This is a genomic window from Stappia sp., from assembly GCF_048268045.1.
In the GTDB taxonomy this organism is placed as follows: domain Bacteria; phylum Pseudomonadota; class Alphaproteobacteria; order Rhizobiales; family Stappiaceae; genus Stappia.
This window is the reverse complement of record NZ_JBLWWG010000001.1, coordinates 536690-558962: the sequence shown is the minus strand read 5'-3', so window position 1 is coordinate 558962 and position 22273 is coordinate 536690. Positions and strand designations below refer to the sequence as shown.

The 22273-nt window shown below is 64.5% G+C and carries 24 protein-coding genes; 13 read left to right on the top strand and 11 right to left on the bottom strand.

Annotation, left to right across the window (positions count from 1 at the left end; genetic code table 11):
- Positions 1-323: 323 nt before the first annotated feature.
- The 7 genes from petA to ACN0WF_RS02535 all read left to right on the top strand — a co-directional run bounded on the left by petA (position 324) and on the right by ACN0WF_RS02535 (position 6080).
- Positions 324-923, top strand: a complete 600-nt coding sequence (gene petA, locus ACN0WF_RS02565) for a ubiquinol-cytochrome c reductase iron-sulfur subunit (RefSeq protein ID WP_417771196.1) — start codon at positions 324-326, stop codon at positions 921-923.
- A gap of 26 nt (positions 924-949) precedes the next feature.
- The gene (locus ACN0WF_RS02560) at positions 950-2215 is read left to right on the top strand and encodes a cytochrome b (RefSeq protein WP_417771195.1); all 1266 of its coding nucleotides are present in this window, start codon (positions 950-952) and stop codon (positions 2213-2215) included.
- Positions 2216-2244: 29 nt separating this feature from the next.
- The gene (locus tag ACN0WF_RS02555; RefSeq protein WP_417771194.1) at positions 2245-3132 is read left to right on the top strand and encodes a cytochrome c1; all 888 of its coding nucleotides are present in this window, start codon (positions 2245-2247) and stop codon (positions 3130-3132) included.
- Positions 3133-3276: 144 nt separating this feature from the next.
- A complete protein-coding gene (locus ACN0WF_RS02550; RefSeq protein ID WP_417771193.1) occupies positions 3277-4158 on the top strand; it encodes an S-methyl-5'-thioadenosine phosphorylase in 882 nt (293 codons plus the stop codon).
- A 99-nt stretch (positions 4159-4257) separates the two neighbouring features.
- Positions 4258-4806, top strand: a complete 549-nt coding sequence (locus tag ACN0WF_RS02545) for an adenine phosphoribosyltransferase (RefSeq protein WP_417771192.1) — start codon at positions 4258-4260, stop codon at positions 4804-4806.
- Positions 4803-5495, top strand: a complete 693-nt coding sequence (bluB, locus tag ACN0WF_RS02540) for a 5,6-dimethylbenzimidazole synthase (protein WP_417771191.1) — start codon at positions 4803-4805, stop codon at positions 5493-5495. The genes ACN0WF_RS02545 and bluB overlap by 4 nt, the downstream gene beginning before the upstream one ends.
- 102 nt (positions 5496-5597) lie before the next feature.
- Complete coding sequence (locus tag ACN0WF_RS02535) at positions 5598-6080, top strand: GNAT family N-acetyltransferase (protein ID WP_417771190.1); 483 nt, start codon at positions 5598-5600, stop codon at positions 6078-6080.
- On the opposite strand, the gene ACN0WF_RS02530 is transcribed toward ACN0WF_RS02535, so the two are convergent.
- From ACN0WF_RS02530 to ACN0WF_RS02500, 7 genes are all read right to left on the bottom strand, one after another.
- Entirely contained in the window at positions 6077-7153 is a 1077-nt protein-coding gene (locus ACN0WF_RS02530; protein WP_417771189.1) for a hypothetical protein, read from the bottom strand. The two genes, ACN0WF_RS02535 and ACN0WF_RS02530, sit on opposite strands and share 4 nt — an antisense overlap.
- Before the next feature lie 242 nt (positions 7154-7395).
- Complete coding sequence (locus ACN0WF_RS02525; RefSeq protein WP_417771188.1) at positions 7396-7899, bottom strand: MaoC family dehydratase; 504 nt, start codon at positions 7897-7899, stop codon at positions 7396-7398.
- A complete protein-coding gene (locus ACN0WF_RS02520) occupies positions 7896-8354 on the bottom strand; it encodes a MaoC family dehydratase (protein ID WP_417771187.1) in 459 nt (152 codons plus the stop codon). Before ACN0WF_RS02520 ends, ACN0WF_RS02525 begins: the two co-directional genes overlap by 4 nt.
- Positions 8355-8485: 131 nt before the next feature.
- Positions 8486-9571, bottom strand: a complete 1086-nt coding sequence (locus ACN0WF_RS02515; RefSeq protein ID WP_417771186.1) for a linear amide C-N hydrolase — start codon at positions 9569-9571, stop codon at positions 8486-8488.
- Positions 9572-9745: 174 nt separating this feature from the next.
- The gene (gene ychF, locus ACN0WF_RS02510; protein WP_417771185.1) at positions 9746-10846 is read right to left on the bottom strand and encodes a redox-regulated ATPase YchF; all 1101 of its coding nucleotides are present in this window, start codon (positions 10844-10846) and stop codon (positions 9746-9748) included.
- Positions 10846-11583, bottom strand: coding sequence for an aminoacyl-tRNA hydrolase (pth, locus tag ACN0WF_RS02505; RefSeq protein WP_417771184.1), 738 nt, complete (start codon positions 11581-11583; stop codon positions 10846-10848). The genes ychF and pth overlap by 1 nt, the downstream gene beginning before the upstream one ends.
- 63 nt (positions 11584-11646) lie before the next feature.
- Positions 11647-12267: a 50S ribosomal protein L25/general stress protein Ctc gene (locus tag ACN0WF_RS02500; protein ID WP_417771183.1), complete on the bottom strand. Its 621-nt coding sequence runs from the start codon at positions 12265-12267 to the stop codon at positions 11647-11649.
- Between the two features lie 424 nt (positions 12268-12691).
- Here ACN0WF_RS02500 and ACN0WF_RS02495 point away from each other — a divergent pair, with 424 nt between their 5' ends.
- The 5 genes from ACN0WF_RS02495 to ACN0WF_RS02475 all read left to right on the top strand — a co-directional run bounded on the left by ACN0WF_RS02495 (position 12692) and on the right by ACN0WF_RS02475 (position 18436).
- Complete coding sequence (locus ACN0WF_RS02495; RefSeq protein WP_417771182.1) at positions 12692-13264, top strand: hypothetical protein; 573 nt, start codon at positions 12692-12694, stop codon at positions 13262-13264.
- 152 nt (positions 13265-13416) lie between these two features.
- Positions 13417-15546: a methyl-accepting chemotaxis protein gene (locus ACN0WF_RS02490; protein WP_417771181.1), complete on the top strand. Its 2130-nt coding sequence runs from the start codon at positions 13417-13419 to the stop codon at positions 15544-15546.
- Positions 15547-15777: 231 nt separating this feature from the next.
- Positions 15778-16788 (top strand): ABC transporter substrate-binding protein, encoded by a 1011-nt coding sequence (locus ACN0WF_RS02485; protein WP_417771180.1) that lies wholly within the window; start codon positions 15778-15780, stop codon positions 16786-16788.
- A 42-nt stretch (positions 16789-16830) separates the two neighbouring features.
- Complete coding sequence (locus ACN0WF_RS02480; RefSeq protein WP_417771179.1) at positions 16831-17604, top strand: ABC transporter ATP-binding protein; 774 nt, start codon at positions 16831-16833, stop codon at positions 17602-17604.
- Positions 17605-17614: 10 nt separating this feature from the next.
- Complete coding sequence (locus ACN0WF_RS02475) at positions 17615-18436, top strand: ABC transporter permease (protein WP_417771216.1); 822 nt, start codon at positions 17615-17617, stop codon at positions 18434-18436.
- 10 nt (positions 18437-18446) lie between these two features.
- On the opposite strand, the gene ACN0WF_RS02470 is transcribed toward ACN0WF_RS02475, so the two are convergent.
- Positions 18447-18899 (bottom strand): DUF411 domain-containing protein, encoded by a 453-nt coding sequence (locus ACN0WF_RS02470; protein ID WP_417771178.1) that lies wholly within the window; start codon positions 18897-18899, stop codon positions 18447-18449.
- A gap of 190 nt (positions 18900-19089) precedes the next feature.
- Between ACN0WF_RS02470 and ACN0WF_RS02465 the strand changes: the two genes are divergently transcribed.
- Complete coding sequence (locus ACN0WF_RS02465; RefSeq protein ID WP_417771177.1) at positions 19090-19527, top strand: DUF4399 domain-containing protein; 438 nt, start codon at positions 19090-19092, stop codon at positions 19525-19527.
- A 112-nt stretch (positions 19528-19639) separates the two neighbouring features.
- On the opposite strand, the gene ACN0WF_RS02460 is transcribed toward ACN0WF_RS02465, so the two are convergent.
- The 3 genes from ACN0WF_RS02460 to pgeF form a co-directional block, all read right to left on the bottom strand.
- Positions 19640-20572, bottom strand: coding sequence for a ribose-phosphate pyrophosphokinase (locus tag ACN0WF_RS02460; protein ID WP_417771176.1), 933 nt, complete (start codon positions 20570-20572; stop codon positions 19640-19642).
- A gap of 250 nt (positions 20573-20822) precedes the next feature.
- Entirely contained in the window at positions 20823-21299 is a 477-nt protein-coding gene (locus ACN0WF_RS02455; protein ID WP_417771175.1) for a hypothetical protein, read from the bottom strand.
- Positions 21300-21468: 169 nt separating this feature from the next.
- On the bottom strand, positions 21469-22239 hold the full coding sequence (gene pgeF, locus ACN0WF_RS02450; RefSeq protein ID WP_417771174.1) for a peptidoglycan editing factor PgeF: 771 nt from the start codon (positions 22237-22239) through the stop codon (positions 21469-21471).
- Between the last annotated feature and the right edge of the window lie 34 nt (positions 22240-22273).

Below are 22273 nucleotides of genomic sequence, written 5' to 3'. Positions count from 1 at the left end.
CGTCTGATCGTCATGGACCAGGGGCGGATCGTCGAGGATGGCACCCACGAGGAGCTTCTGGCGCGCGGCGGGCTCTACGCCCAACTGTGGCAACGCCAGTCCGGCGGCTTCATCGATAGTCGGCGCGACGTGTCGTGAAGCTGCCGATGCGGCGAAAAAACCGCGACAAAGCGTCATTGCCATGACGGAGTATCTGGACAAGTGCTGGCAAGGGTGCCAAAAACCCACCGCTTGGAAAGGTGCGGAAAGCCGCACTTGCCGCCCGAAAGGACGCGCGTCGTCCGCCCCCTTGCCCCGCTACCGGGGTGGGAGGCGACCGGCGCATGCTGTCGTCGGGCCACAGGTTAAAAGAGGACGCGACCTTGGCACAGCAGGATACGGTCGAACCCACTCGCCGCGATTTCCTCTATATCGCGACCGGTGCGATGGGCGCGGTTGGCGCGGGGGCGCTTGCTTGGCCCTTCATTAATCAGATGAACCCTGACGCCTCGGCGCTGGCGCTGGCCTCGATCGAGGTCGACATCTCGCCGATCGAGGAAGGCCAGTCGATCAAGGTGATGTGGCGCGGCAAGCCGCTGTTCATCCGCAATCGCACGCCCAAGGAAGTCACCGAGGCCAACGCAGTGCCGGTCGACAACCTGCCCGATCCGCTGGCGCGCAACCTGAACCTTCCCGCCGACGCCCAGGCGACCGACGCCAACCGCGGCATGAAGGACAAGGAAGCCCTGCTCCTCATGGTCGGCGTCTGCACCCACCTTGGCTGCATTCCGCTCGGAGAATCGGGTGACTTCGGTGGCTGGTTCTGCCCGTGCCATGGCTCGCACTACGACACCGCCGGCCGGATCCGCAAGGGCCCCGCGCCGCAGAATCTCCTGATCCCGCCGTACGAGTTCGTCTCGGACAGCGTCGTTCGGGTCGGTTGATAAGCGGCAATCCAGAGGAGACAGCCATGGCTGGACATTCCAATTACGTGCCGCAGAGCGCTGCGGCGAAGTGGGTCGAGAGCCGTCTGCCGGTGATCTCGCTCGTGCGCGGGTCCTTCGTCGATTTTCCGACCCCGAAGAACCTCAACTACTGGTGGACCTTCGGCGGTATTCTGGCGATCATGCTGGTGGCACAGATCATCACCGGCATCGTGCTGGTGATGCACTACGCGCCGAACACCGAAATCGCCTTTGCCTCCGTCGAGCACATCATGCGCGACGTGAATTACGGCTGGCTGCTGCGCTACCTGCACGCCAACGGCGCGTCGATGTTCTTCATCGCGGTCTACATCCACATCTTCCGCGGCATGTACTACGGCTCCTACAAGGCCCCGCGCGAGATTTCCTGGATCCTTGGTGTCGTGATCTTCCTGCTGATGATGGCCACCGCCTTCATGGGATACGTGCTGCCCTGGGGCCAGATGTCCTTCTGGGGCGCCACCGTGATCACCAATCTGTTCTCGGCGATCCCGCTTGTCGGCGAGCCGATCGTGAACTGGCTGTGGGGCGGCTTCTCCGTCGGCAACCCGACGCTCAACCGCTTCTTCTCGCTTCACTATCTGCTGCCGTTCATGATCTTCGGCGTCGTTCTGCTGCACGTGTGGGCGTTCCACACCACCGGCAACAACAACCCGACCGGCATCAATCCGAAGTCGAAGCAGGACACGCTGCCCTTCCATCCGTATTACACGATGAAGGATCTGTTCGCGATCGTGGTCTTCATGATCCTGTTCGCCTACTTCGTGTTCTACGTGCCGAACTACATGGGGCATGCTGACAACTACATCGAGGCGAACCCGCTGGTCACGCCGGCGCACATCGTTCCGGAATGGTACTTCCTGCCGTTCTACGCGATCCTGCGCGCCGTTCCGGACAAGCTCGGCGGCGTCATCCTGATGTTCGGCGCCATCGCGGTCCTGTTCGTCCTGCCGTGGCTCGACACCTCGAAGGTCCGTTCGGGCACCTACCGGCCGCTGTTCAAGCAGTTCTTCTGGGTGTTTGCGATTGTGGCCGTGGCGCTCGGCTACCTCGGCGCCATGCCTCCCGAGGGTGGCTACGTGATCGCGGCGCGCATCTGCACGGCCTACTACTTCGCGCACTTCCTGATCATCCTGCCGCTGCTTGGCTTCATCGAGAAGCCGAAGCCGCTGCCGAACTCCATCTCGGAGTCGGTGCTGGGATCGGGAAGCGGCAAGCCGGCTGGTGCTGTCGCGGCGCCTGAGACCAAGTGAACCACGGACGGGATTGGGAGTTCTCACTCATGAAAACTATGATCGCATCCGTGCGTGGCGCAGTTCTGGTGGTGGCGGGCGTTGCGCTTGCCACCCCGGCCTTCGCCGCCGGACAGGCGCCGCACATCGAGCGCCAGCAGTGGTCGTTCGCCGGCCCGTTCGGGTCCTATGACGAAGCTCAGCTTCAGCGCGGATTCAAGGTCTTCAAGGAAGTCTGTTCGTCCTGTCACGCGGCGAAGTTCCTGGCCTTCCGCAACCTGTCTCAGGATGGTGGCCTCGGCTACACCGATGATCAGGCCAAGGTGATCGCGGCCGAATACACCGTCCCCAAGGGCGTCGACGACACCGGCGAGCCGATCGAAGGGCCGGCGGTCCTGTCCGATCACTGGCCGTCGCCGTTCCCCAACGAGCAGGCTGCGCGCGCGTCCAATGGCGGCGCCTATCCGCCTGACTTCTCGACGCTGGCCAAGGCCCGCGCCGGGCACAGCGGCTTCCCGCTCTTCATCTTCGACGCCTTCACCCAGTATCAGGAGCAGGGGCCGGACTACATCTACGGCCTGCTGACCGGCTACGAGGAAGCTCCCGCCTGTTTCGGCGAGGACTTCATGGGCAACTACAACACGAAGTTCCTTGGTGGCTCGATCACCTTTGAGGCGTGCAAGGGCGAAACCCATCTGACGGGCGGTCCGATCGGCATGGCTCCGCCGCTGTCCGACGAGCAGGTCGAGTACACCGACGGCACGCCGATGACGGTCGACCAGTATTCGCGCGACGTCGCGGCCTTCATGATGTGGATGGCCGAGCCGAAGCTCGAGGCGCGCAAGGAGATGGGCTTCCGCGTGATGATCTTCCTGATCGTCTTCGCATCGCTCCTCTACTTCACCAAGAAGGCGATCTGGCGCGACGTCGAGCACTGATCCGACGGCGCTTTGCCAGGAGTTCGAAAATCAGGGCCGCCGCATCCGATGCGGCGGCCCTTTTCGTTGCCGTGGCCTTCTGATTGGCGCGGGCGGACGAATGTGGCAAGAGAAACGGAAGACCTCGACAGGGAGCTTGAGCGAATGAGCGATGCGGTGCTGGGCGTGATCGGCGGATCGGGCCTCTACGACCTTCCCGATCTTCAGGACGCCGAATGGGTGGCGGTGGAAAGCCCGTGGGGGGAGCCCTCGGATGCCGTGCGCATTGGCCGCGTCGACGGCATGAAGGTCGTGTTCCTGCCGCGTCACGGACGCGGCCACCGGCTCGCGCCCTCCGACATCAACTACCGGGCGAACATCGACGTGATGAAGCGCTGCGGCGTTACCTCGCTTGTATCCGTTTCCGCATGCGGGTCGTTGCGCGAGGCCTATGCGCCGGGACACTTCGTTCTTGTCGACCAGTTTATCGACAGGACCTTTGCCCGGCCGAAAAGCTTCTTCGGCAAGGGCTGCGTGGCCCATGTCTCGATGGCTGATCCCGTGTCTCCGCTGCTCGTCGATCACATTGCAGCGGCCGCTGGCGCGGAAGCGCTGACCTTCCACCGCGGTGGAACCTATCTTGCCATGGAGGGGCCGCAGTTTTCCTCGCTCGCAGAAAGCAGGCTGTACCGGGAGTGGGGCTGCGACGTGATCGGCATGACCAACATGCCCGAGGCGAAGCTCGCCCGCGAGGCAGAGATCTGCTACGCGACCGTCGCCATGGTGACCGACTACGACAGCTGGCATCCCGACCACGGGGCGGTCGATATCCAGGCCATCGTGCGCGTGTTGCATGAGAACGCCGACAACGCCCGTCGGCTGGTCGGACGGCTGGCGAAAGACCTGCCGCGCCAGCATGAGGCGTGCCCGATCGGCTCCGACACGGCGCTTGAATATGCGCTGATGACCGCGCCCGAAATGCGCGATCCGGCCCTGCTGTCCAAGCTCGATGCCGTCGCCGGTCGAGTGCTGGCGTCAAAGGGTTGAGTTGATAGCGGGCGAGCCTCCCGAAAAATCGCAGGCTTGAACATGAACGACAGGTGCCGATGATGCTTGACGCTCGGCACGCCGAACACGGGACTGAACATGACGAACGACAGCGTATCGGCTGAACTGCTGGCCGCGATCCGCACCATTCCGGACTATCCCAAGCCCGGTATTCTTTTCCGTGACATCACCACGCTGCTTGGCGATGCGCGGGCGTTTCGCCGTGCCGTCGACGCGCTGGTGCAACCCTGGGCCGGATCGAAGGTCGACAAGGTCGCCGGTATCGAGGCCCGTGGCTTCATTCTCGGCGGCGCGGTTGCGCATCAGATTTCCGCTGGTTTCGTGCCGATCCGCAAGAAGGGCAAGCTGCCGCACGAGACGGTCCGTATTGCCTATTCGCTGGAATACGGGCTCGACGAGATGGAGATGCACAAGGATGCGATCCTGCCGGGCGACAAGGTGATCCTTGTCGATGACCTGATCGCGACCGGCGGGACGGCCGAGGCCGCCACCCGGCTTCTCCAGCAGATGGGAGCCGAGGTCCTCGCCGCCTGCTTCATCATCGATCTGCCGGACCTCGGCGGTCGTGCGAAGGTCGAGGCGCTTGGCGTTCCCGTCCGCACGCTCGTGGAGTTCGCGGGACATTGACGCAGGAGGACGCCCCGCAGCGCGCATCGGACGCGCGACCCGGACCGACGCACGGGGCGTCCCCCTTCGACGAGACGTTTCTGGCAGGCTTTCACGACCTGCTCGCCTGGCGGCGCGACGTGCGGCGCTTCCGCCGAGATCCGCTCCGGCCGGCACTTGTCGAGGACATCCTTGCCGAAGCCCACATGGCTCCGTCGGTCGGCAACAGCCAACCCTGGCGCTTTGTGCTTGTGGAGGAGGCGGGCCGCCGCCGGCTGGTGCGCGAAAGCTTCCTGAGGGCCAATCGCGACGCGCTTGAAAGCTACGCTTCCGACAAGGGGGCGGACTACGCCCGGCTGAAGCTCGAGGGTCTGGATGCGGCTCCCGTGCAACTCGCCGTGTTCTGTGACGAGGAGACCGGCCAGGGGCACGGTCTGGGGCGGCGTACCATGCCGGAGATGCTGGCCTATTCCTGCGTTTGCGCGGTCAACACATTGTGGCTGTCGGCGCGGGCGCGCGGTGTCGGGGTTGGCTGGGTTTCGATCCTCGAGCCGGACCGGGTGAGCACCGCGCTCGATGTGCCCGAGGGGTGGCGGCTCGTTGCCTATCTTTGCCTTGGCCTGCCGGTCGAGGAGCATCTCGATCCCGAACTGGAGAGGTCGCGCTGGCAGGTTCGCACGAGTCTGGCAGAGCGCCTGCTGCGGCGCTGAGCGGACTTTCCAGCGGGAATTTCTCATTGGTCCCCCGCCGGGACCGGAGCCATAATCGATCAAGGCGCGGCAGGACGACCGCGCGGACAAGGGGAGCTGGCCATGGCCGTGAACATTCGCGAGAAGCAGGATGCCGATCATGACGCCGTCGTCGAGTTGCTGACGCGCCGGTGGACGAGCCCGCATATCCTCATCGAAGGGGAGATGATCGACGGGTCGCTCCTGCCCGGTTTCATCGCCGAGGACGAGGAAGCCGTCATTCTCGGTCTTGTCACCCTGATCCAGCGAGATCGTGAGTGGGAGATCCTGACGCTGGATTCTCTCAGCCGATGGAGCGGTGTTGGAACGCTTCTGCTCAATGCGGTGGTCGGCGCGGCCATCGAGACGGGCATTCGCCGGCTGCTGGTTCGCACGTCGAACGACAACCTCGATGCCTTTCGCTTCTATCAGAGGCGCGGGTTCCGGCTGGAGAAGATCGTGCCTGGCGCGATCGACGAGGAACGCAAGCTCAAGCCGGAGATTCCGCTTCTCGGAGAATACGGTATCCCGATCCGCGACGAAGTCGTCTTCGCAAGGGCGCTCTAAAGGATCAGCGTCTGGGGGGACGTCAGGGACGGGACGCTCAGTCCGGCAGGGGGGAGGCCGGCGGAATAGGCAAGGCTTGCCTGCGCGGGGGCGATGCCGGCCTCTCCCGAGGCCTGAGCCGTGGTGGCGCTCACCGACCCATCGGAAAGCGCCCGGTTGAGCGACTGGGCTAGCCCCGGGCTGTTGAGGGCTTGCTTGCCCTCGCTCACGGCCTCATCGATTGCGCGCTTGTCGGCTCGGCTTTCCGTCTCGTCCGTCTGGTCGCGGCGGGCAAGTTCCTCGATCTTCTTCGCCAGCTGCTTCAATTCCTCACCGAGCTTCTTCAGATCTTCGCGCTCTTTTTTCATCCCCACGGCTCGGGAGCGGTTCGCCGCCTCCTCTTCCGACTGCTGCGCGCCGATATAGGCCTGCAGGGCGGACTTCAGCTCTTCCTGGCTCGGCTCATTGTCGGTCTTGCTCGCCGAGTTTGTGTCACTCTCTTCCCCGGGCTTGCCGGATGGCTTTGCCTCGGTTGCGGCTGTGGCTGTGCCCGGTACGGACGTGGGGGCTTGCGTATCCGCGCCGGCGTTCGCCTCATTGCTTGCCACGCCAGCTGCCATGGCACCTTGTGCCTCTTCGGAGGCGGCCGTGCCTTGCGCATCGCGGACACCGGTACCCGAGGCGCCCGATGACAACCCGGCTGCATCTGAGCCCAGCTGCGCGGCCGCGCCCTTGAAGTCCTGGGCCAGAGCCTTGAGTTCGCGAAGCATCGCCTTGGCCTGCTTCGGCGTTGCGAATTGCAGGCGCTGCTTCAGCTCCTCGATCTTCTGCTTGATCTCGGCGGCCTTGTTCGAGCGTGCAGCGTCCTTCATCTGGTCGACCGCGCGCTGCAGCTGCTGGCTGATCTCGACGGTGTCCTTGATCTCCTTGACCGTGTCCTCGCTCAAGGAGATGCCGCCACTGGCGAGGTTTTTCAGTGTTGCGTCGGTCTGGCTCGCGAAAGCATTGAAAAGGCGGGCGTTCCGCTCCTGGGAGACGCGGGAGGAAAGCCCTGCGAGGCTTGAAGCCGTCTTGAGAAGAGATAGCACCGACACCGCGACGTCCTCCGCCCTCGAGGATGGATGCCTGACGTCGTCGCCCGCATGGCACCGAACTGTCGGCACAGGGGCAGGCAAAGTCCTGCAACCATCAGATGTATTCTGTATCGACCGGCACCTGTTAAAAAAGAGTTAAGAGTGAACAAGGTGTTAACGATGAAACGCCGGCTGGCGCCGTGGCGACCGGTCTTGCCCGGTCTCGGCCGCGGTCGTGCCCGCTGGCTGGCCCTTCCGGTGTCTCAGACGCTGGTGGCGTCCGGGGGCGGCGCGGCGTCATCGCTCTTGGGCCGGCGCGCGACCAGAACCTTGCCGATGAAGGAGAATGCCGTCTCGCCGTCCTGGTTGACGCCCTCGTTGCGATGCACGGCAATGCCCCAGGCGGGGCGTGTCTTCAGCGGCTTGGTCTCGATGATCGTCGAGGAATAGGTGATCGTGTCGCCGGCAAAGACGGGCTTGAGCCACTTCATGTCGGTGAAGCCGGGGGAGGGACCGACGCGCAGGTGATCGCCGGTCTCGGCGACCTCGCGGGCGAAACTCGCGACCATCAGTTTCATCCAGATGGCGGCGGTGTGCCATCCCGACGCGCACAGCCGTCCGAAATGGGTCTCGGCCGCGCCTTCCTCGGACAGATGAAACCGCTGGGGATCGAAGGCTGTCGCGAAGCGGATGATGTCCTCGGCGGTGAAGGTGAAACTGCCGAGTTCGCGCCTGGCGCCGATCTCGAGATCCTCAAACCAGATCATGCAGCGTTCTCCCTGCGACCGAAGAGGATGCTGTTCTCGAGCGTCATGACCGGGACACCGTGCTGATTGACGAGGGTCATGCGCAGGGTGACGACGCCGAGACCGGGGCGCGAGCGCAGGGCGCGCGTCGCGAGCACCTCGGCCGTTGCGTTCAGTGTGTCGCCAGGAAACACGGGGCGCATCCAGCGCACTTCGTCGATGCCGGGCGACCCGTTGCAACTTGAGGCGAGCAGCAGGCCGTCGCACATCAGCCGCATCAGCATCGAGCTTGTATGCCAGCCGGAGGCCGCGAGACCGCCCAGCACGGAGGCCTTGCCTGCTTCCTCGTCGAGGTGGAAGGGCTGCGGGTCGAATTCTGTCGCGAACGCGATCACTTCGTCGCGGTCGACGAGCTTGCTGCCGAGCGGGATGACCTGCCCCGGCTCGAAGTCCTCGAAATGGCGGAACGTGCTCATGCAGCCGGTCTATACGCCAGTGTGATGGCTGTCGAGTGCGTGGTGCGGCTGCCCTTGCGGCAGGTTGGTGACCTGCCGCAAGGGGGGCTGTGTGTCCTGGAGCACCTGCGGCCCGGGAGACCTGGCGGCTTTTACTTCACCGACATGAAGGTGAAAGGTTCGCTTTCCACGAAGGAGTCGGCGGCGTTGCCGGCGTAATAGTGGCCGCCGGCGATAGCGAGCTTCTTCGGCTTCACTGTTTCCGCGAAGTCGATATCGGCGAAATTCACCCAGAACGTGTTGGGGGTCGTGGCGGAGTCGAAATAATAGACCAGGTTCGTCTGGTCCGATGCCGTCCGCCAGAGCGTGGAAGCGATGTTTGGCTGGCCTGGGGTGGTGATGCCGAGGGGAACGCTGACGCTGCGCATGACGGACAGCGACTGGGCGACCGCCTGGTGGGCGTAGGTCTGGCCGGGAACGGCGGAGATGAAGTTCTTGTCCGTCGACTTGGTCGTCGCGCCAAGCAGGAAGGAGGCGCGCACGAACCGGTCCGCCGCACTGTTGGTGCCGGGAAGGAAGGTATCGCCGCCGATGCGCTCCCAATAGGCGTTGAGGGCAAGCTGCTGGTCGAAGGTCGGCGAGTTGGTCATCACCTTGTACTGCTTGCCATGGTGGATGACGAGCTTACCGCCGATGTACTCGAAGATTGCGGAATCGCCCGTGGCATCGGAAATCGACAGGTGCAGCGTCGCGGCGGAGCCGTTGGGAAGCTTCGGTGCGATGATGCGCAGAGGCTTGTCCTGCATCGCCTGCACCGTTTCCGAGACGCTGGCGAAATTGTCGAGCACGTATTGGGCCCACATGCCGATCACCATCGGCGCACCGGTCTTGCTGTCGCCGTAGTCGGATTCGGCGAGATAGAGCAGGTTGGCGACAAGACCCTTCTCGTTCATGCCGTCGGCGCTGGCGATGTTGTAGCCCGACGCGATCACGCTGCCGTATTTCGAGGTCCATTCGGGCGACCCCTCGCCGGCGTTGCCGGAGCGGGCCATGCCGCGCGGGAACACCCAGAGGTCGGTCTGCATGTCCTCCATCCAGTCCATGTTGCGACCGGTGATCACCGTGTTGTCGTCGCCGACGTAGACCGTGCGGGTGCAGGCGAGCGCGACGCTCGGGAGGAAACTCGCGCCGGCCATCATGGCGGCGGTGGCGGCGGCAAGAAGCTTCTGTCGGATCATTTGGCGGGTCCCCGGCCTGTGTCATGGAACGAATGACGAAACATCATTGCCTGTTGCCTAGCCCGTAGCCCCTTAAGGGAGAGAAAAAAATGCGAGAAAAACTGGAACAATGAAACGAAAAAGGGCGGTGATCCGGATCACCGCCCCGTCATGAGTTCTTCGAACGAGAACCGGTCAGGTGTTGAACCTGAACAGCAGAACGTCGCCATCGCGCACGACATATTCCTTGCCTTCGTCGCGCGCCTTGCCCGCTTCCTTGGCCCCTGCCTCGCCGCCGAGCGCGACATAATCGTCGAAGGCGATGGTCTGGGCGCGGATGAAGCCGCGTTCGAAGTCACTGTGGATGACGCCGGCGGCCTGCGGTGCCTTGGTGCCCTGGCGGATGGTCCAGGCGCGGGTTTCCTTCGGTCCGGCGGTGAAATAGGTGATCAGGCCGAGAAGCTCGTAGCCGGCGCGAATAAGCCGGTCGAGGCCGGGCTCCGTGAGCCCCATGGATTCCATGTATTCGGCCTGCTCCTCGTCGTCCAGCTGGGCGATCTCGGCTTCGATGGCTGCCGAGATGACCACGCAGGCTGCACCTTCCGCTTCGGCCATCTCGCGCACGCGCTCGGACTGGGCGTTGCCGCTTGAGGCCGAGGCTTCCTCGACATTGCAGACATAGAGGATCGGCTTCGTCGTCAGAAGGTTCAGCCCGTCGAGGATCTTCCTCTCCTCGGGCGTGGAAACCTCCAGCAGGCGCGCGGCCTTGCCTTCGCGCAGCAGCTCAAGCGCGCCTTCCATCACCGGAACAGCGGCCTTGGCTTCCTTGTCGCCGACGGTCGCCTTCTTCTTCAGCGGGGCGAGCCTGCGCTCAAGGCTCTCCATGTCGGCGATCATCAGCTCGGTTTCGACGGTCTGGGCGTCGGCGATCGGATCGATGCGGCCATCGACATGGGTGATGTCGTCGTCCTCGAAGCAGCGCAGCACGTGCGCGATGGCGTCGACCTCGCGGATGTTGGCAAGGAACTGGTTGCCCAGGCCCTCACCCTTGGAGGCGCCGCGCACCAGACCGGCGATGTCGACGAAGGTCAGGCGGGTCGGCAGGATGTTCGCAGACTTGGCGATGCCGGCAATCGCCTTCATGCGCGGATCGGGAACGGCGACTTCGCCGGTGTTCGGCTCGATCGTGCAGAAGGGATAGTTGGCGGCCTGTGCCGCCGCGGTGCGCGTCAGCGCGTTGAAGAGCGTGGACTTGCCCACATTCGGCAGGCCAACGATGCCGCACTGAAAACCCATCAGGAGTGATCCTTCTTTCCAAACATGCGCGCCAACTGATCGGCGAGCGCGCCGCCTTTTTTCTGTTCTCCCGCAAGCGGTGCGGCGGCCGCGGCTGGGGGCCGCGCGTGCGCATCGACGGCTGCGGGTGTCGTCTTTTTGCCAGTCTTGGCCGAACCGTCGTCAGCCGGATTCAGGACGCGGTGCATGCGGTTGCAGAATTCCGCCTCGCGTCCACCTGCCAGAAGCGCCGCCTCTCGGCCGATCCCGTCGAGGAGCGGATCGAGCCAGTCGGCGTCGACCTTCGCGAAGTCGCCGAGGACATAGCCGATGACCCGGTCCTTGTGGCCGGGATGCCCGATGCCGAGACGGACGCGGACATAGTCCTTGCCGAGATGCGCGTCGATGGAACGGATGCCGTTGTGGCCGCCGCTGCCTCCGCCGGTCTTGACCCGCACCTTGCCGGGAACGAGATCGAGTTCGTCGTAAAGCACGAGGACGTCGGCAGGAGAAATCTTGAAGAAACGGGCGGCCTCGCCGACGGCGCGGCCGGAGTCGTTCATGAACGTCTGCGGCTTCATGAGGAGAACCTTCTCCCCGGCGAGCAGGCCTTCGCTCACTTCGGCGTGAAAGCGACCGCGCCAGGGCGAGAAACCGGCGTTGTGTTCATGAATGGCATCGACGGCCAGGAAGCCGATACTGTGCCGGTTGCGGGAGTATTTGGCGCCCGGATTGCCGAGGCCGACGATGAGGCGCATCGTTTCTCTCCGTCACCGCGAGGCAAGGGGTCGGCCGGAAAAGGCTCCGGCCGACCGTACGTATCACTCTTCGGTGGTCTCGGCTTCCGTCGTCTCTTCGTCGTCGGAAGAGGCGCCGCCGCCCGGAGCCGCGATCGTGGCGATCGTGAAGTCACGGTCGGAGATCGTCGGGACGCAGCCAGCCGGAATGGTGACCGAGGAGATGTGGATCGACTCACCGACCTTCGCGGTGGCGAGGTCGACGACCAGCGAATCCGGAATGCTGTCAGCCGGGACGGTCATCTCGACGGTGTGGCGCACGACGTTGAGGACGCCGCCAGCCTTGATGCCCGGGCACTTCTCTTCGTTGATGAAGTGAACCGGAATGTCGACCGTCAGCTCGCTGCCCTTGGCAACGCGCAGGAAGTCGACGTGAATGAGGTCATCACGGACCGGATCGAGCTGGTAATCCTTGGCGATCACGGTGTGCGTGGTGCCGTCGATGTCGATGCTTCCGAGATGGGTCATGAAGCCGCCGCGATGCAGGGCGAGCGTGGCTTCCTTCAGCGGAATCGCGATCGGCAGGGCGGGCTTCTTGTCGCCGTAAATGACGGCGGGGATAAGGCCTTCACGGCGCAGCGAACGAGCGGCCCCCTTGCCAACCCGGTCCCGAGCCGATGCCTTCAGCACATAGCCTTCAGCCATGGCAGTTCTCCTTGGGTTTCATGAAATAATGGGCCCTTGTGCCCAGCCGTTGTCCGCAAGCGGCTTCCGGATGAGCGGGCAACGGCCCGGTCGCGCCGCCTCCAGGGGTGCAGGTGCGCGCGGCTCTCATAGCCGAAGCCGCCTGAAAGGGCAAGAGTGCGGCGGAAAACCTGCCTTCGGCGTTCATCGCGCACGCCTGCTGATCCCAATTTGCATCTGCCTTGCAAATTTCTGCGCGAGCCAAGTTCCTCTGCGGGAAGGGTTTGTCTGTGTTCACGTGATTTTAAGTAAAAATCGCAATATTGACGTAGGGGATTTTGATAAAGGTCGCCTCTAAAGGTGATTGAATTAATCTCGTCCGACTGGTGTTCCGCGGTCTCCGCAAGGGCATCCCAAGGGAGAGGACGCAAGAAGGGAAGAGAGAATGAAAGCTTTTGTTGCTGGACTGATGATTGCGCTGTTCGGGCTTGCCACGCCGGCGCTTGCCAACCAATTCGAGGCGGAGCTCAAGGCGCTTGCCACCGGCAGGATCGCCGAGGTGGTTTCGTCTGCGTCCGTGATCGATGCCATCAAGGCGCAGAACGCGCAGACGGCGGGTTACGACCAGGCGAAGATCGACGAACTGGACAAGACGTGGCGCGCGGAAGCCGATTCCGCCGATCAGCCGATGATCGATGAGGTCATGGAGCGGCCCGTTTCGGTATTCCTGTCCGAGGTTCAGGAGGCGAGCGACGGCCTGTTCACCGAGATCTTCGTGATGGATGCGAAGGGGCTGAACGTCGGCCAGAGCGAGGTCACCTCGGACTTCTGGCAGGGCGACGAGGCCAAGTGGCAGGAGACTTTCTCCAAGGGCGCCGGTGCAACTCATATCAGCGATCTGGAAGAAGACGAGTCCACCCAGACCGTCCAGAGCCAGGTGAGCGTGCCCGTCGTCGATCCGGCGACCGGGGAGGTCATCGGCGCGGCGACCTTCGGCGTCAACGTCGAGAAGCTCTAGGCCCCGCATCGGGCGCCCGCGCACAGATGCGGGCGCCCGGCTACGCAGGCAGACGGTCGACGGAAAGTCCGGATATACGGACCCGCGTCCTTCCCTCGCGTGAATCACTCACAGAGGCATCAAGGAAGATGCCCTGATCCAGGGAGTTCGACGTGAAAATTTCCGCAAAACTGCCGTCGATCATCGTCGGTCTTGCGCTCGTCTGCTCGACGGGAGTCGGACTGGCCAGCTATCTCTCAAGCTCGTCGACCATCCAGAACCTGGCGCACAACCGTCTGACCGCGCTGGCGGAGACCCGTCGCGACGCACTCAACGACTATCTCGAGAACCTGAGCGCAGGGCTCGCTTCCTTTGCCGAAAGCAAGACCGTGCGCGCCGCAGTCGCGGAATTCGCGACGGCCTGGAGCAAATACGGCGACGCGGCGAGTGGGACGCTCGCCGCAGCCTATGTGACGGACAATCCGCACGAGGCAGGGCAGCGTTCGGAACTCGACAGCGCCGGGCGCAAACCCTATGACCGGGTGCACAAGAAGCTGCATCCCATGCTGCGCCAGCATGCGCGCGACAACAAGCTCAGCGACATGCTGCTTGTCGATCCCGAGGGCAATGTTCTCTACAGCGTCGAGAAACGATCCGATTTTGCGGTCAATCTGCGCGACCCCGCGTGGAAGGATACGACGATCGCGCAGGTTTTCGAGGCATCTGTGGCCGGAGACCCTGGGGCATCGCATATGGCGGACATCGCCCCTTATGCGCCGCTCGGCGGCACGCCGGCGGGTCATGTCGCCGTTCCCATCACGCTTGGAAGCAAGATGCTTGGCGTGCTGGTGTTCGAGTTCCCGAATGGGGTCCTGGAAGCGATCCTGGCCCGCTATGCGGGGCTGGGGGAGACGGGCAACGTCTTCATGGTCAGCCAGGACGGGCTTATCCTCAACGACAGCCCGCGCACGCCCTCGCGCAACGAGCTGATGAGCCGTATGGCCGATGTGCCGCTGGTGCGCGGGTCCCTCGGCGGTTCGGAGATCAACTTCGAGACCATCGACGATTTCGACGGGCGCTCCGTCGAGGCAGCCGCGGCACCTATCTCCTTTCTCGGTCGCGACTATGCGATCCTGGTGGTTCAGGATCTGGCCGAGGTGATGGCGCCGCTTGGCAGTCTCAAGACATGGATCCTGGCGATCAGCGTCACCGCCCTGATTGCGGCACTGGCGGTCGGCATCATATTCTCGCGCTGGCTGTCTGGCCGCATCCGGCGGCTTTCGTCTGCCATGCACCAGCTCGCAGGTGGCGACGTGGGCGTGACACTGCCCGAGGACAGTCAGGCTGATGAGATAGACGACATGACCCGCTCGGTGGTGGTCTTTCGCGACAATGCCCGCGAACGCCAGGAACTGGCCCGGGCCCAGGAGCAGACACAGAAGGCTGTCGAGGAACGCGCGGCGGAGATCGGCAAGCTCGTCGAGGCCTTCCGCGTCGATGTCTCGGGCATGCTCGACGGGGTCAATGCCAACGCCGATCAGATGCAGGCAACCGCCGAGGCTCTGACCCGGGTTGCAGAAACCGCAGCGGGAGGCGCCAACACGGCGACGACGGCGGCAAGCGAAACCTCGGAGAACGTGCAGTCCGTCGCTTCGGCGGCGGAGGAACTCGCCGCTTCGATCCAGGAGATCGGCCGCCAGGTTTCCAGCACCAACGACATTGTCGCCGGAGCCGTCGCCAAGGCCGCCCACACCAACACGCGGATCGGAGGGCTGGCCGACGCGGCAAGCCGGATCGGTGATGTGGTTTCGCTGATCCAGGCGATTGCCGAGCAGACCAACCTGCTGGCGCTGAATGCAACCATCGAGGCCGCGCGCGCCGGCGAGGCGGGCAGAGGCTTTGCGGTTGTTGCTGCCGAGGTCAAGGAACTCGCCACCCAGACCTCGAAGGCGACCGAGGAAATCGGCTCCCAGATCGCGGCGATCCAGGCCGCCTCGACGGAGGCCGTTGGCGCCATCGGCGAGATCAGCACGACGATGGACGAGGTTAGCCAGTACACTTCCTCGATTGCGGCTGCGGTCGAGCAGCAAGGGGCGGCGACCGACGAGATCTCCTCCAGCGTGCAGGTTGCGGCGAATGGCACGCGCAATGTGTCCGGCTCTATCGCGGAGATCACGCAGCAGGTCGAGGAAACCAGCGAGTCCGCAACGCGCGTTCTGTCGGCTTCCGCCGAGGTGAACGACAGGGCGACGACGTTGCGCACCCGCGTCGACAGCTTCCTCCAGAGTGTCTCCGCGGCCTGACAGGCGACAGGCATCCTCTGTTCGAGGCAAGGGCCGGGGCATTTTGCCCCGGCCCTTGCTGTTTCGGACAGGCTTCCTCCCTGTCCGGATTGACAATCCTTCCCCGCTGCGCTCACTTCACCACCCCGTGACGGCGCACGCGCTCCGGCGTGCAGCTCGTTGCGGCACGGGTTTCGGACGACCGGGACAGATGGGTGTCCGCGAAGGTCGCCTATCGGGGAGGAATTCATCATGTTCAGGAAACTGGCCATCGCCGGCCTTGTCGCAGTCAGCCTCGTTGCTGGCCATGGCGCGGCCGAAGCCAATGACAAGATCACTGTGGGCGCGTTGCGCTTCACCTCGCACGCGCCGAGCTTTGTCGCCTTCGAGCGCGGCTATTTCGCCGAGCAGGGGCTCGATGTCACCTTCGAGTATTTTCAGGCGGCCCAGCCGATGGCGGTCGCCATCGCCTCGGGCGATGTCGACTTCGGCGTCACGGCGATCTCCGGCGGTCTCATCAGCCTTGCGCGCAAGGGCGCGATCAAGGTGGTTGGCGGCGCGCTGCAGGAGGAGCCGGGCATCGAGGGGCAGATGATCCTTGCCTCGAAGGCTGCCTATGACGCGGGCCTGACCACTCCGGCCGCGCTCAAGGGGCGGAGTTTCGGCATCACACAGACAGGCTCCTCGTTCCACTACATCGCCCACAAGATCGCTGACAAGGAAGGTTTCGACCGGTCCGAGATCACCCTGCGTCCGCTGCAGAAGGTGGGTGCGGTGATCGGCGCGCTGAAGAGCGGCCAGATCGATGCCTGGGCAATCGTGCCGCACATTGCCAAGCCGCTTGCCGCCGGTGACCAGATCGAGGCCATCGGCATGGTCGCCGACTATATTCCCAACTACCAGGTCACGACCGTCTTCACTTCCACGGCCAATACTGTCGACAAGCCGGAGCTGGTGAAGCGTTTCCTTGTCGCCTTCTCGAAGGGCGCTGCGGATTTCAACGCGGCGCTGGTCGACAAGACCTCGGGCGAGGAGGATGCGGCGGCGATGGTCGAGCTCCTGCACAAGTACGTTTATGCCGACCAGCCGCTGGAAAAGGCATCGACCTCGATCCGCAATGGCGCGATGCGCGTCAATGAGAACGCCAAGCTGAACCTGACCTCCATCACCGACCAGCTTGACTGGTTCAAGTCCGAGAAGCTCGTGCCGGAAGGCGTGACGCTCGACATGCTTGTCGACAGCCAGTTCGTCGAAACCGAGTGACAGGACAGGCCAAGGGGCCTGACAACCGGAACGGAAGGTCCGATGGATCTCATCTTGAAAGGCATTTGCCACAGCTATGGCGAGACCGAGGTCCTTAGCGGCATCGATCTCGCCATCAGCGAGGGGGAAATCGTCTGCATCATCGGCCCTTCCGGCTGCGGGAAGTCGACGCTTTTGCGCTTCATCGGGGGATTGGAGCTGCCCACGGCCGGCGAGGTGCTGGTCTCCGGCACCGCACCGGAGGGATGCCTCAACCCCTTGACCTATGTCTTCCAGGACTTTGCCCTTCTGCCCTGGCGCAGTGTCGAGGGCAATATCTCGCTGGTGCTGGAGGACCATCCTCTGAGCGCGGCGGAGCGCGCCCGGGTGATCGACGACGTGCTTGCGCGCACCTCGCTGACCGATTTCCGCAAGGCGCTTCCGCGCCAGCTTTCCGGCGGCATGCGCCAACGGGTTGCCATCGCCCGGGCGCTGGCCGTCCGGCCCGCCGTGATGCTGATGGACGAGCCGCTTTCCGCGCTCGACAGCCAGACCCGGGAACTGCTGATGGACGATCTGGTCGGGCTCTGGCAGCGCGAGCGCTTCACCGCCTGCTATGTGACCCACAATCTGGCAGAGGCCGTGCGTCTCGGTCATCGCATCGTGTTGCTGTCCCGCCGACCGGGAAAGATCCGCGAGATCGTATCGATCGACCGTGACCTGGCGGATCGCGGACCGGGAGATACCCGGCTAGAGGCGATACAGCGGGATCTCTGGCATCTCCTGCGCGACGAGGCGCGTGCCGCCGATCGGGAGCTTGCCGATGCCTCCTTCTGAGAGCGAGACCATGGACGCACGGACAGGCGTCGCCGGGTCCGGCCCGGACCTGCGTCCGGTTCCCTACCGCGGTGGCGGGTTTCGCCCGGTGAAGATCCGGTTTGTCGGGCTGGCCGTGTTCTTCCTGCTTATTGCTGTGTGGGAGCTCGGCTCGCAGACCGGCGTGATCAGCGACCTGGTGCTGCCGGCTCCAAGCGAAGCCTTCGCCGCGTTCCGCTATCTGGTGGAGAGTGGCCAGATCTGGCTGCACCTCGGTGCGTCGCTGCAGCGACTGGCCATCGGCTGGACGCTTGGAACGGCGCTGGGCGTCGCCGTCGGTCTCATGGTCGGGCTGTTCTCGCTCGCCCGGGCCGGGCTGTTGCCGCTCGTTTCGGCGCTGTTCCCGATCCCGAAGATCGCCCTGCTGCCGCTGTTCGTCATCTGGTTCGGCATAGGCGAGGGGTCGAAGGTCGCCACCATTCTCTTCGGGTCGTTCTTTCCCACGGTGATCGCCACCTATGGCGGCGTCGACAATGTCGACCGCACGCTGATCCGCATGGGGCAGTCGTTCGGGCTTTCGTGGTGGTCGATCGTGCGCAAGATCGTGCTGCCCGGCGCGATGCCGGCGATCCTGTCCGGCTGCCGGATTTCGGCGTCGATCGCCATCATCCTGCTTGTCGCGGCGGAAATGATTGGCGCCGAATATGGCGTTGGCGCCTATGTGCTGATGGCCGGAAGCCTGTTCGCCACCGACCAGCTTCTTGCCGGCGTCGCGATCCTGTCGATGCTCGGGCTCGTGGTTTCCTGGCTCATCGGACGGGCGGAGCGTTGGCTTCTGCGCTGGCGCAGCTGAGGACCCGCGACTAGCGCGGGCCGATCCGCTCGTAGAGCGAGGCGTTGCCGTTGCGCCCGACAGCCATAACGACATAGCTGGCCTGCGGGTCGTCGCCCATGCCGGTGGAGCCCGCCGGCATGCCGGGAACGGCGATGCCAGCCACGTCCGGGCGTTGTGACAGCAGGCGCCGGACGGAGGCGACGGGCACATGGCCCTCGACGAAATAGCCGCCGATCATCGCCGTGTGGCAGCCTTCCATGTCCGCGGGAACGCCGGCCTTCGACTTGATCGGGGCGAGATCCTCGCGGTCCTCGATGGTAACGCTAAAGCCGGCGGCGCGCATGGCTTCGCTCCAGGTCTCGCAGCAGCCGCACCAGGGCGACTTGAACACGGTCATTGCCGTCTCGTCGGCCATCGCCGGCTGGGCGAGGGCGATCTGCGGCAGAAGTGCGATCAGCGATAGCGTGGCGCGGAGGGTCATGGCGTTCGTCCTGTCGGTGTCGATGCGCCTGTCATGCACCTTCCACCAGAGGGAAGGTCAAGGCCGCGCATGCCGGACCGCGGCGCCGCTTCGCCCCTTGCCGCCGCGTCTGCGTGGCCTAGTATCGATGAGGGGGCGATGCAGGCGAGGGCAACCGGCAGGTCACCCTTGCAGACCCGAGGAGATATCCATGCTGAAGCCAGTCACTGTCGCCGTTGCGGCGCTTGCCTTTTCGGCGCTCTTGCCGCAAGCGGCCGCCTTCGCACAGGATCACCGTACGCCGGCGCCCGAGGGCGCCGAGGTTTATTTCATCTCTCCCAAGGATGGGGACACGGTGAAGAGCCCGTTCAAGGTAACTTTCGGTCTGAAGGGAATGGGGGTCGCGCCGGCGGGGGTGGAGAAGGAGAAGACCGGCCATCACCATCTTCTCATCGATCAGAAGCTGGAGGATTACAACAGCGCCATCCCGTCAGACGAGACGCATCGCCACTTCGGCGGCGGTCAGACGGAGACCATGGTCGAGCTGACGCCCGGCACGCATACACTGCAGCTTCTGCTCGGCGACATGAACCACGTCCCGTTCGACCCCTCGGTCGAATCGCCCGTGATCACCGTGACCGTCGAATAGGGCGGGCAGGGAGGTCCGTCGTGGCGCGATGTTGGCGGGCCTCACGCAAAACGGCGGAGCAGAGCCCCGCCGTTCTTCAGATCGTCATGATGTAAGAAACGCTTGTCGCGCCTTAGCTGAAGAGGCTCGACACCGACTGCTCGAGCGCGGTGCGCGAGATCGCCTCTCCCATCAGCGGGGCGATGGAGATCGTGCGGATGTTCGGTGCGGCGAGCACGGCGGCGGTCGGCTCGATGGAATTGGTGATGACCAGTTCCTTGAGCTTGGAGGACGTGACGCGGGCGACCGCGCCGCCGGACAGGACGCCGTGGGTGATGTAGGCGGTCACAGAGCGCGCGCCCTTGTCGAGCAGGGCCTCGGCGGCATTGCACAGCGTGCCGCCCGAATCGACGATGTCGTCGACGAGGATGCAGTCGCGGCCTACCGGATCGCCGATGATGTTCATCACCTCGGACTCGCCAGGCTTGTCGCGACGCTTGTCGACGATGGCGAGCGGGGCATCGATGCGCTTGGCCAGCGCGCGGGCGCGAACCACGCCGCCGACGTCCGGAGAGACGACGAGAACGTTGTCGGTCGAGTAGCGCTCCTTGATGTCGCGGGTCATCACCGGGGCGGCGAAGAGGTTGTCGGTCGGAATGTCGAAGAAGCCCTGGATCTGCCCGGCGTGCAGGTCGAGCGTCAGCACGCGGTGCGCGCCGGCATGGGCGATCAGGTTGGCGACCAGCTTGGCCGAGATCGGCGTGCGGCCCGTGGCGCGGCGATCCTGGCGGGCATAGCCGAAGTACGGCATCACGGCCGTGATCCGCTTGGCCGAGGACCGGCGCAGGGCATCGATGATGATCAGCAGCTCCATCAGGTGATCGTTCGCCGGGAAGCTGGTCGACTGGAGGATGAAAACATCCTCACCGCGAACGTTTTCCTGGATCTCGACGAAAACTTCCTGATCGGCGAAGCGTCGGACCTGGCACTTGGCCAGGGGGGCGCTCAAATAGGTGGAAACTTCTTCGGCAAGCGCGCGATTTGAATTGCCCGCGACGATCTTCATGGCCCGCTAGTCCTTTGATTGGGTCCGAGCCGCGGGGGCGCAGCGTCGGGCGACAGGGTCACACGTGGTCTGTCAGGTGTTCTCGTTGGCCATGATAGGACGCGACAGACGGGGCAGTGCTACTTCTGCAAGGACCCGCCGTTCCTCCAACAGGCGGCGGCGTTTTAACAACCGCACCGCCTTTTCACAACCGGGCTTTGGGTCATGCGTGGCAATTTTGGTGAACGGGCGCTTTTGGCGCCCGTTCGGGTCAGCTGCGAATCCAGGCGGCAAGCTCGGTGACCGCACGGCGTGCGGCGCGCGAGAGCGTGTCGCTGTTCGGGCCGGCCCAGGGGTCGCCGGAGGATCCAGGCGCCGTCTCCTGGCCGACGATGCGATGGACGCGGTTGCCCCCGCTGTCGACGACATCGAGAACATAGAACATGGTTGTCGACGACTGATCGCCCGATGCCGAGAGATAGCCGTTCACCCGGAATGTCGCCGGCGCACCAACGCGCCGCACCAGCTTCAGATCCTGCTTGCGCGCTTCGGTGCCGATGGCGCGCGACAGTTCGTCGGCAATGTTTCCGGGGGCGCCGGTGAAGGGCTCGAAAGCGACCGTGACCTTTTGCGGGTCGGTCACCGCGGGCGCGGAGGCTGTGGTCGAACCCGGGCTGACATAGGCCGGCGGCACCTGATTGCCGGCGCAGGCGGCAAGGGCGAGCATCGCTGTCGAAAGGACAGTCATGCGCAAAACGGTCGGGCGTTTGGGTCGGGTCACGCTCATATGGCCTTGTCGGTCTGCTGTCCGTCTCGAAATGTGCCGTCCCGACAACGCGGGCGCGGTTTCCGTTTCATCGTTTAGCCCGCCTTTGCCGGCAGGTCGAGGGGGCGTGTGACGAAGGCGCGCGAACGGCTCATGCGTCTGCAAGCGCGATCGCCGACATGAGCCGGCCGTAGTCGGGCTCGCCGCGGTGGGTCGCGCGGCGATAGGAGAAGAACAAGTCTTCCTCGCCATAGGTGCAGCGCGCGAGATCTGCCGCCTTTGCCACGCCGGCCGAGGTGAGCCGGAAGCCGATATAGCCTGGCAGATCGAACAGTGCCTTGTCCTCTCCCGCACCGGGAATGAAGAAGCGCTCGTTGTCCGGGTCGACGAGGGTGAAGCGTTCGACGAATTCGGCTCCGACCTCGTAGTTGGTTTGCGAGATGGTGGGGCCGAGCACGGCGATGATGCGGTCGCGCCTGGCGCCGAGGGTCTCCATGGCGGCGAGAGTCGCCTCCAGCACGCCGGTCACGGAGCCGCGCCAGCCGGAGTGCGTTGCACCGATGACGCGGGCATGCGGATCGGCGAAGAGCACCGGCCCGCAGTCTGCGGTGGAGATGCCGAGCGCGATGCCCGGTCGGTCCGTCACCAGTGCGTCGCCCTTGGGCTGGTTCTCTGCGATCCAGGGCGCGCTGACGACGATGGCGGTCGTTGAATGATGTTGGTGTGGAGAGACCAGCGCTCCGCTCGGCAGGCCGAGCAGGCTCTTGATCCGCGTCCTGTTCTCGGCGACGGCGGCCGGGTCGTCTCGCGAACCGTGACCGACGTTGAGAGAGGTGTAGATGCCGCGGGAGACACCGCCTGTCCGGGTGAAGAAGCCGTGGGCAATTCCGTCGAGGGCGGCGAGGTCGGGAGATGTCAGCATGCGGCGATATGGCTCCGTGAAGGCCCGGCGATGG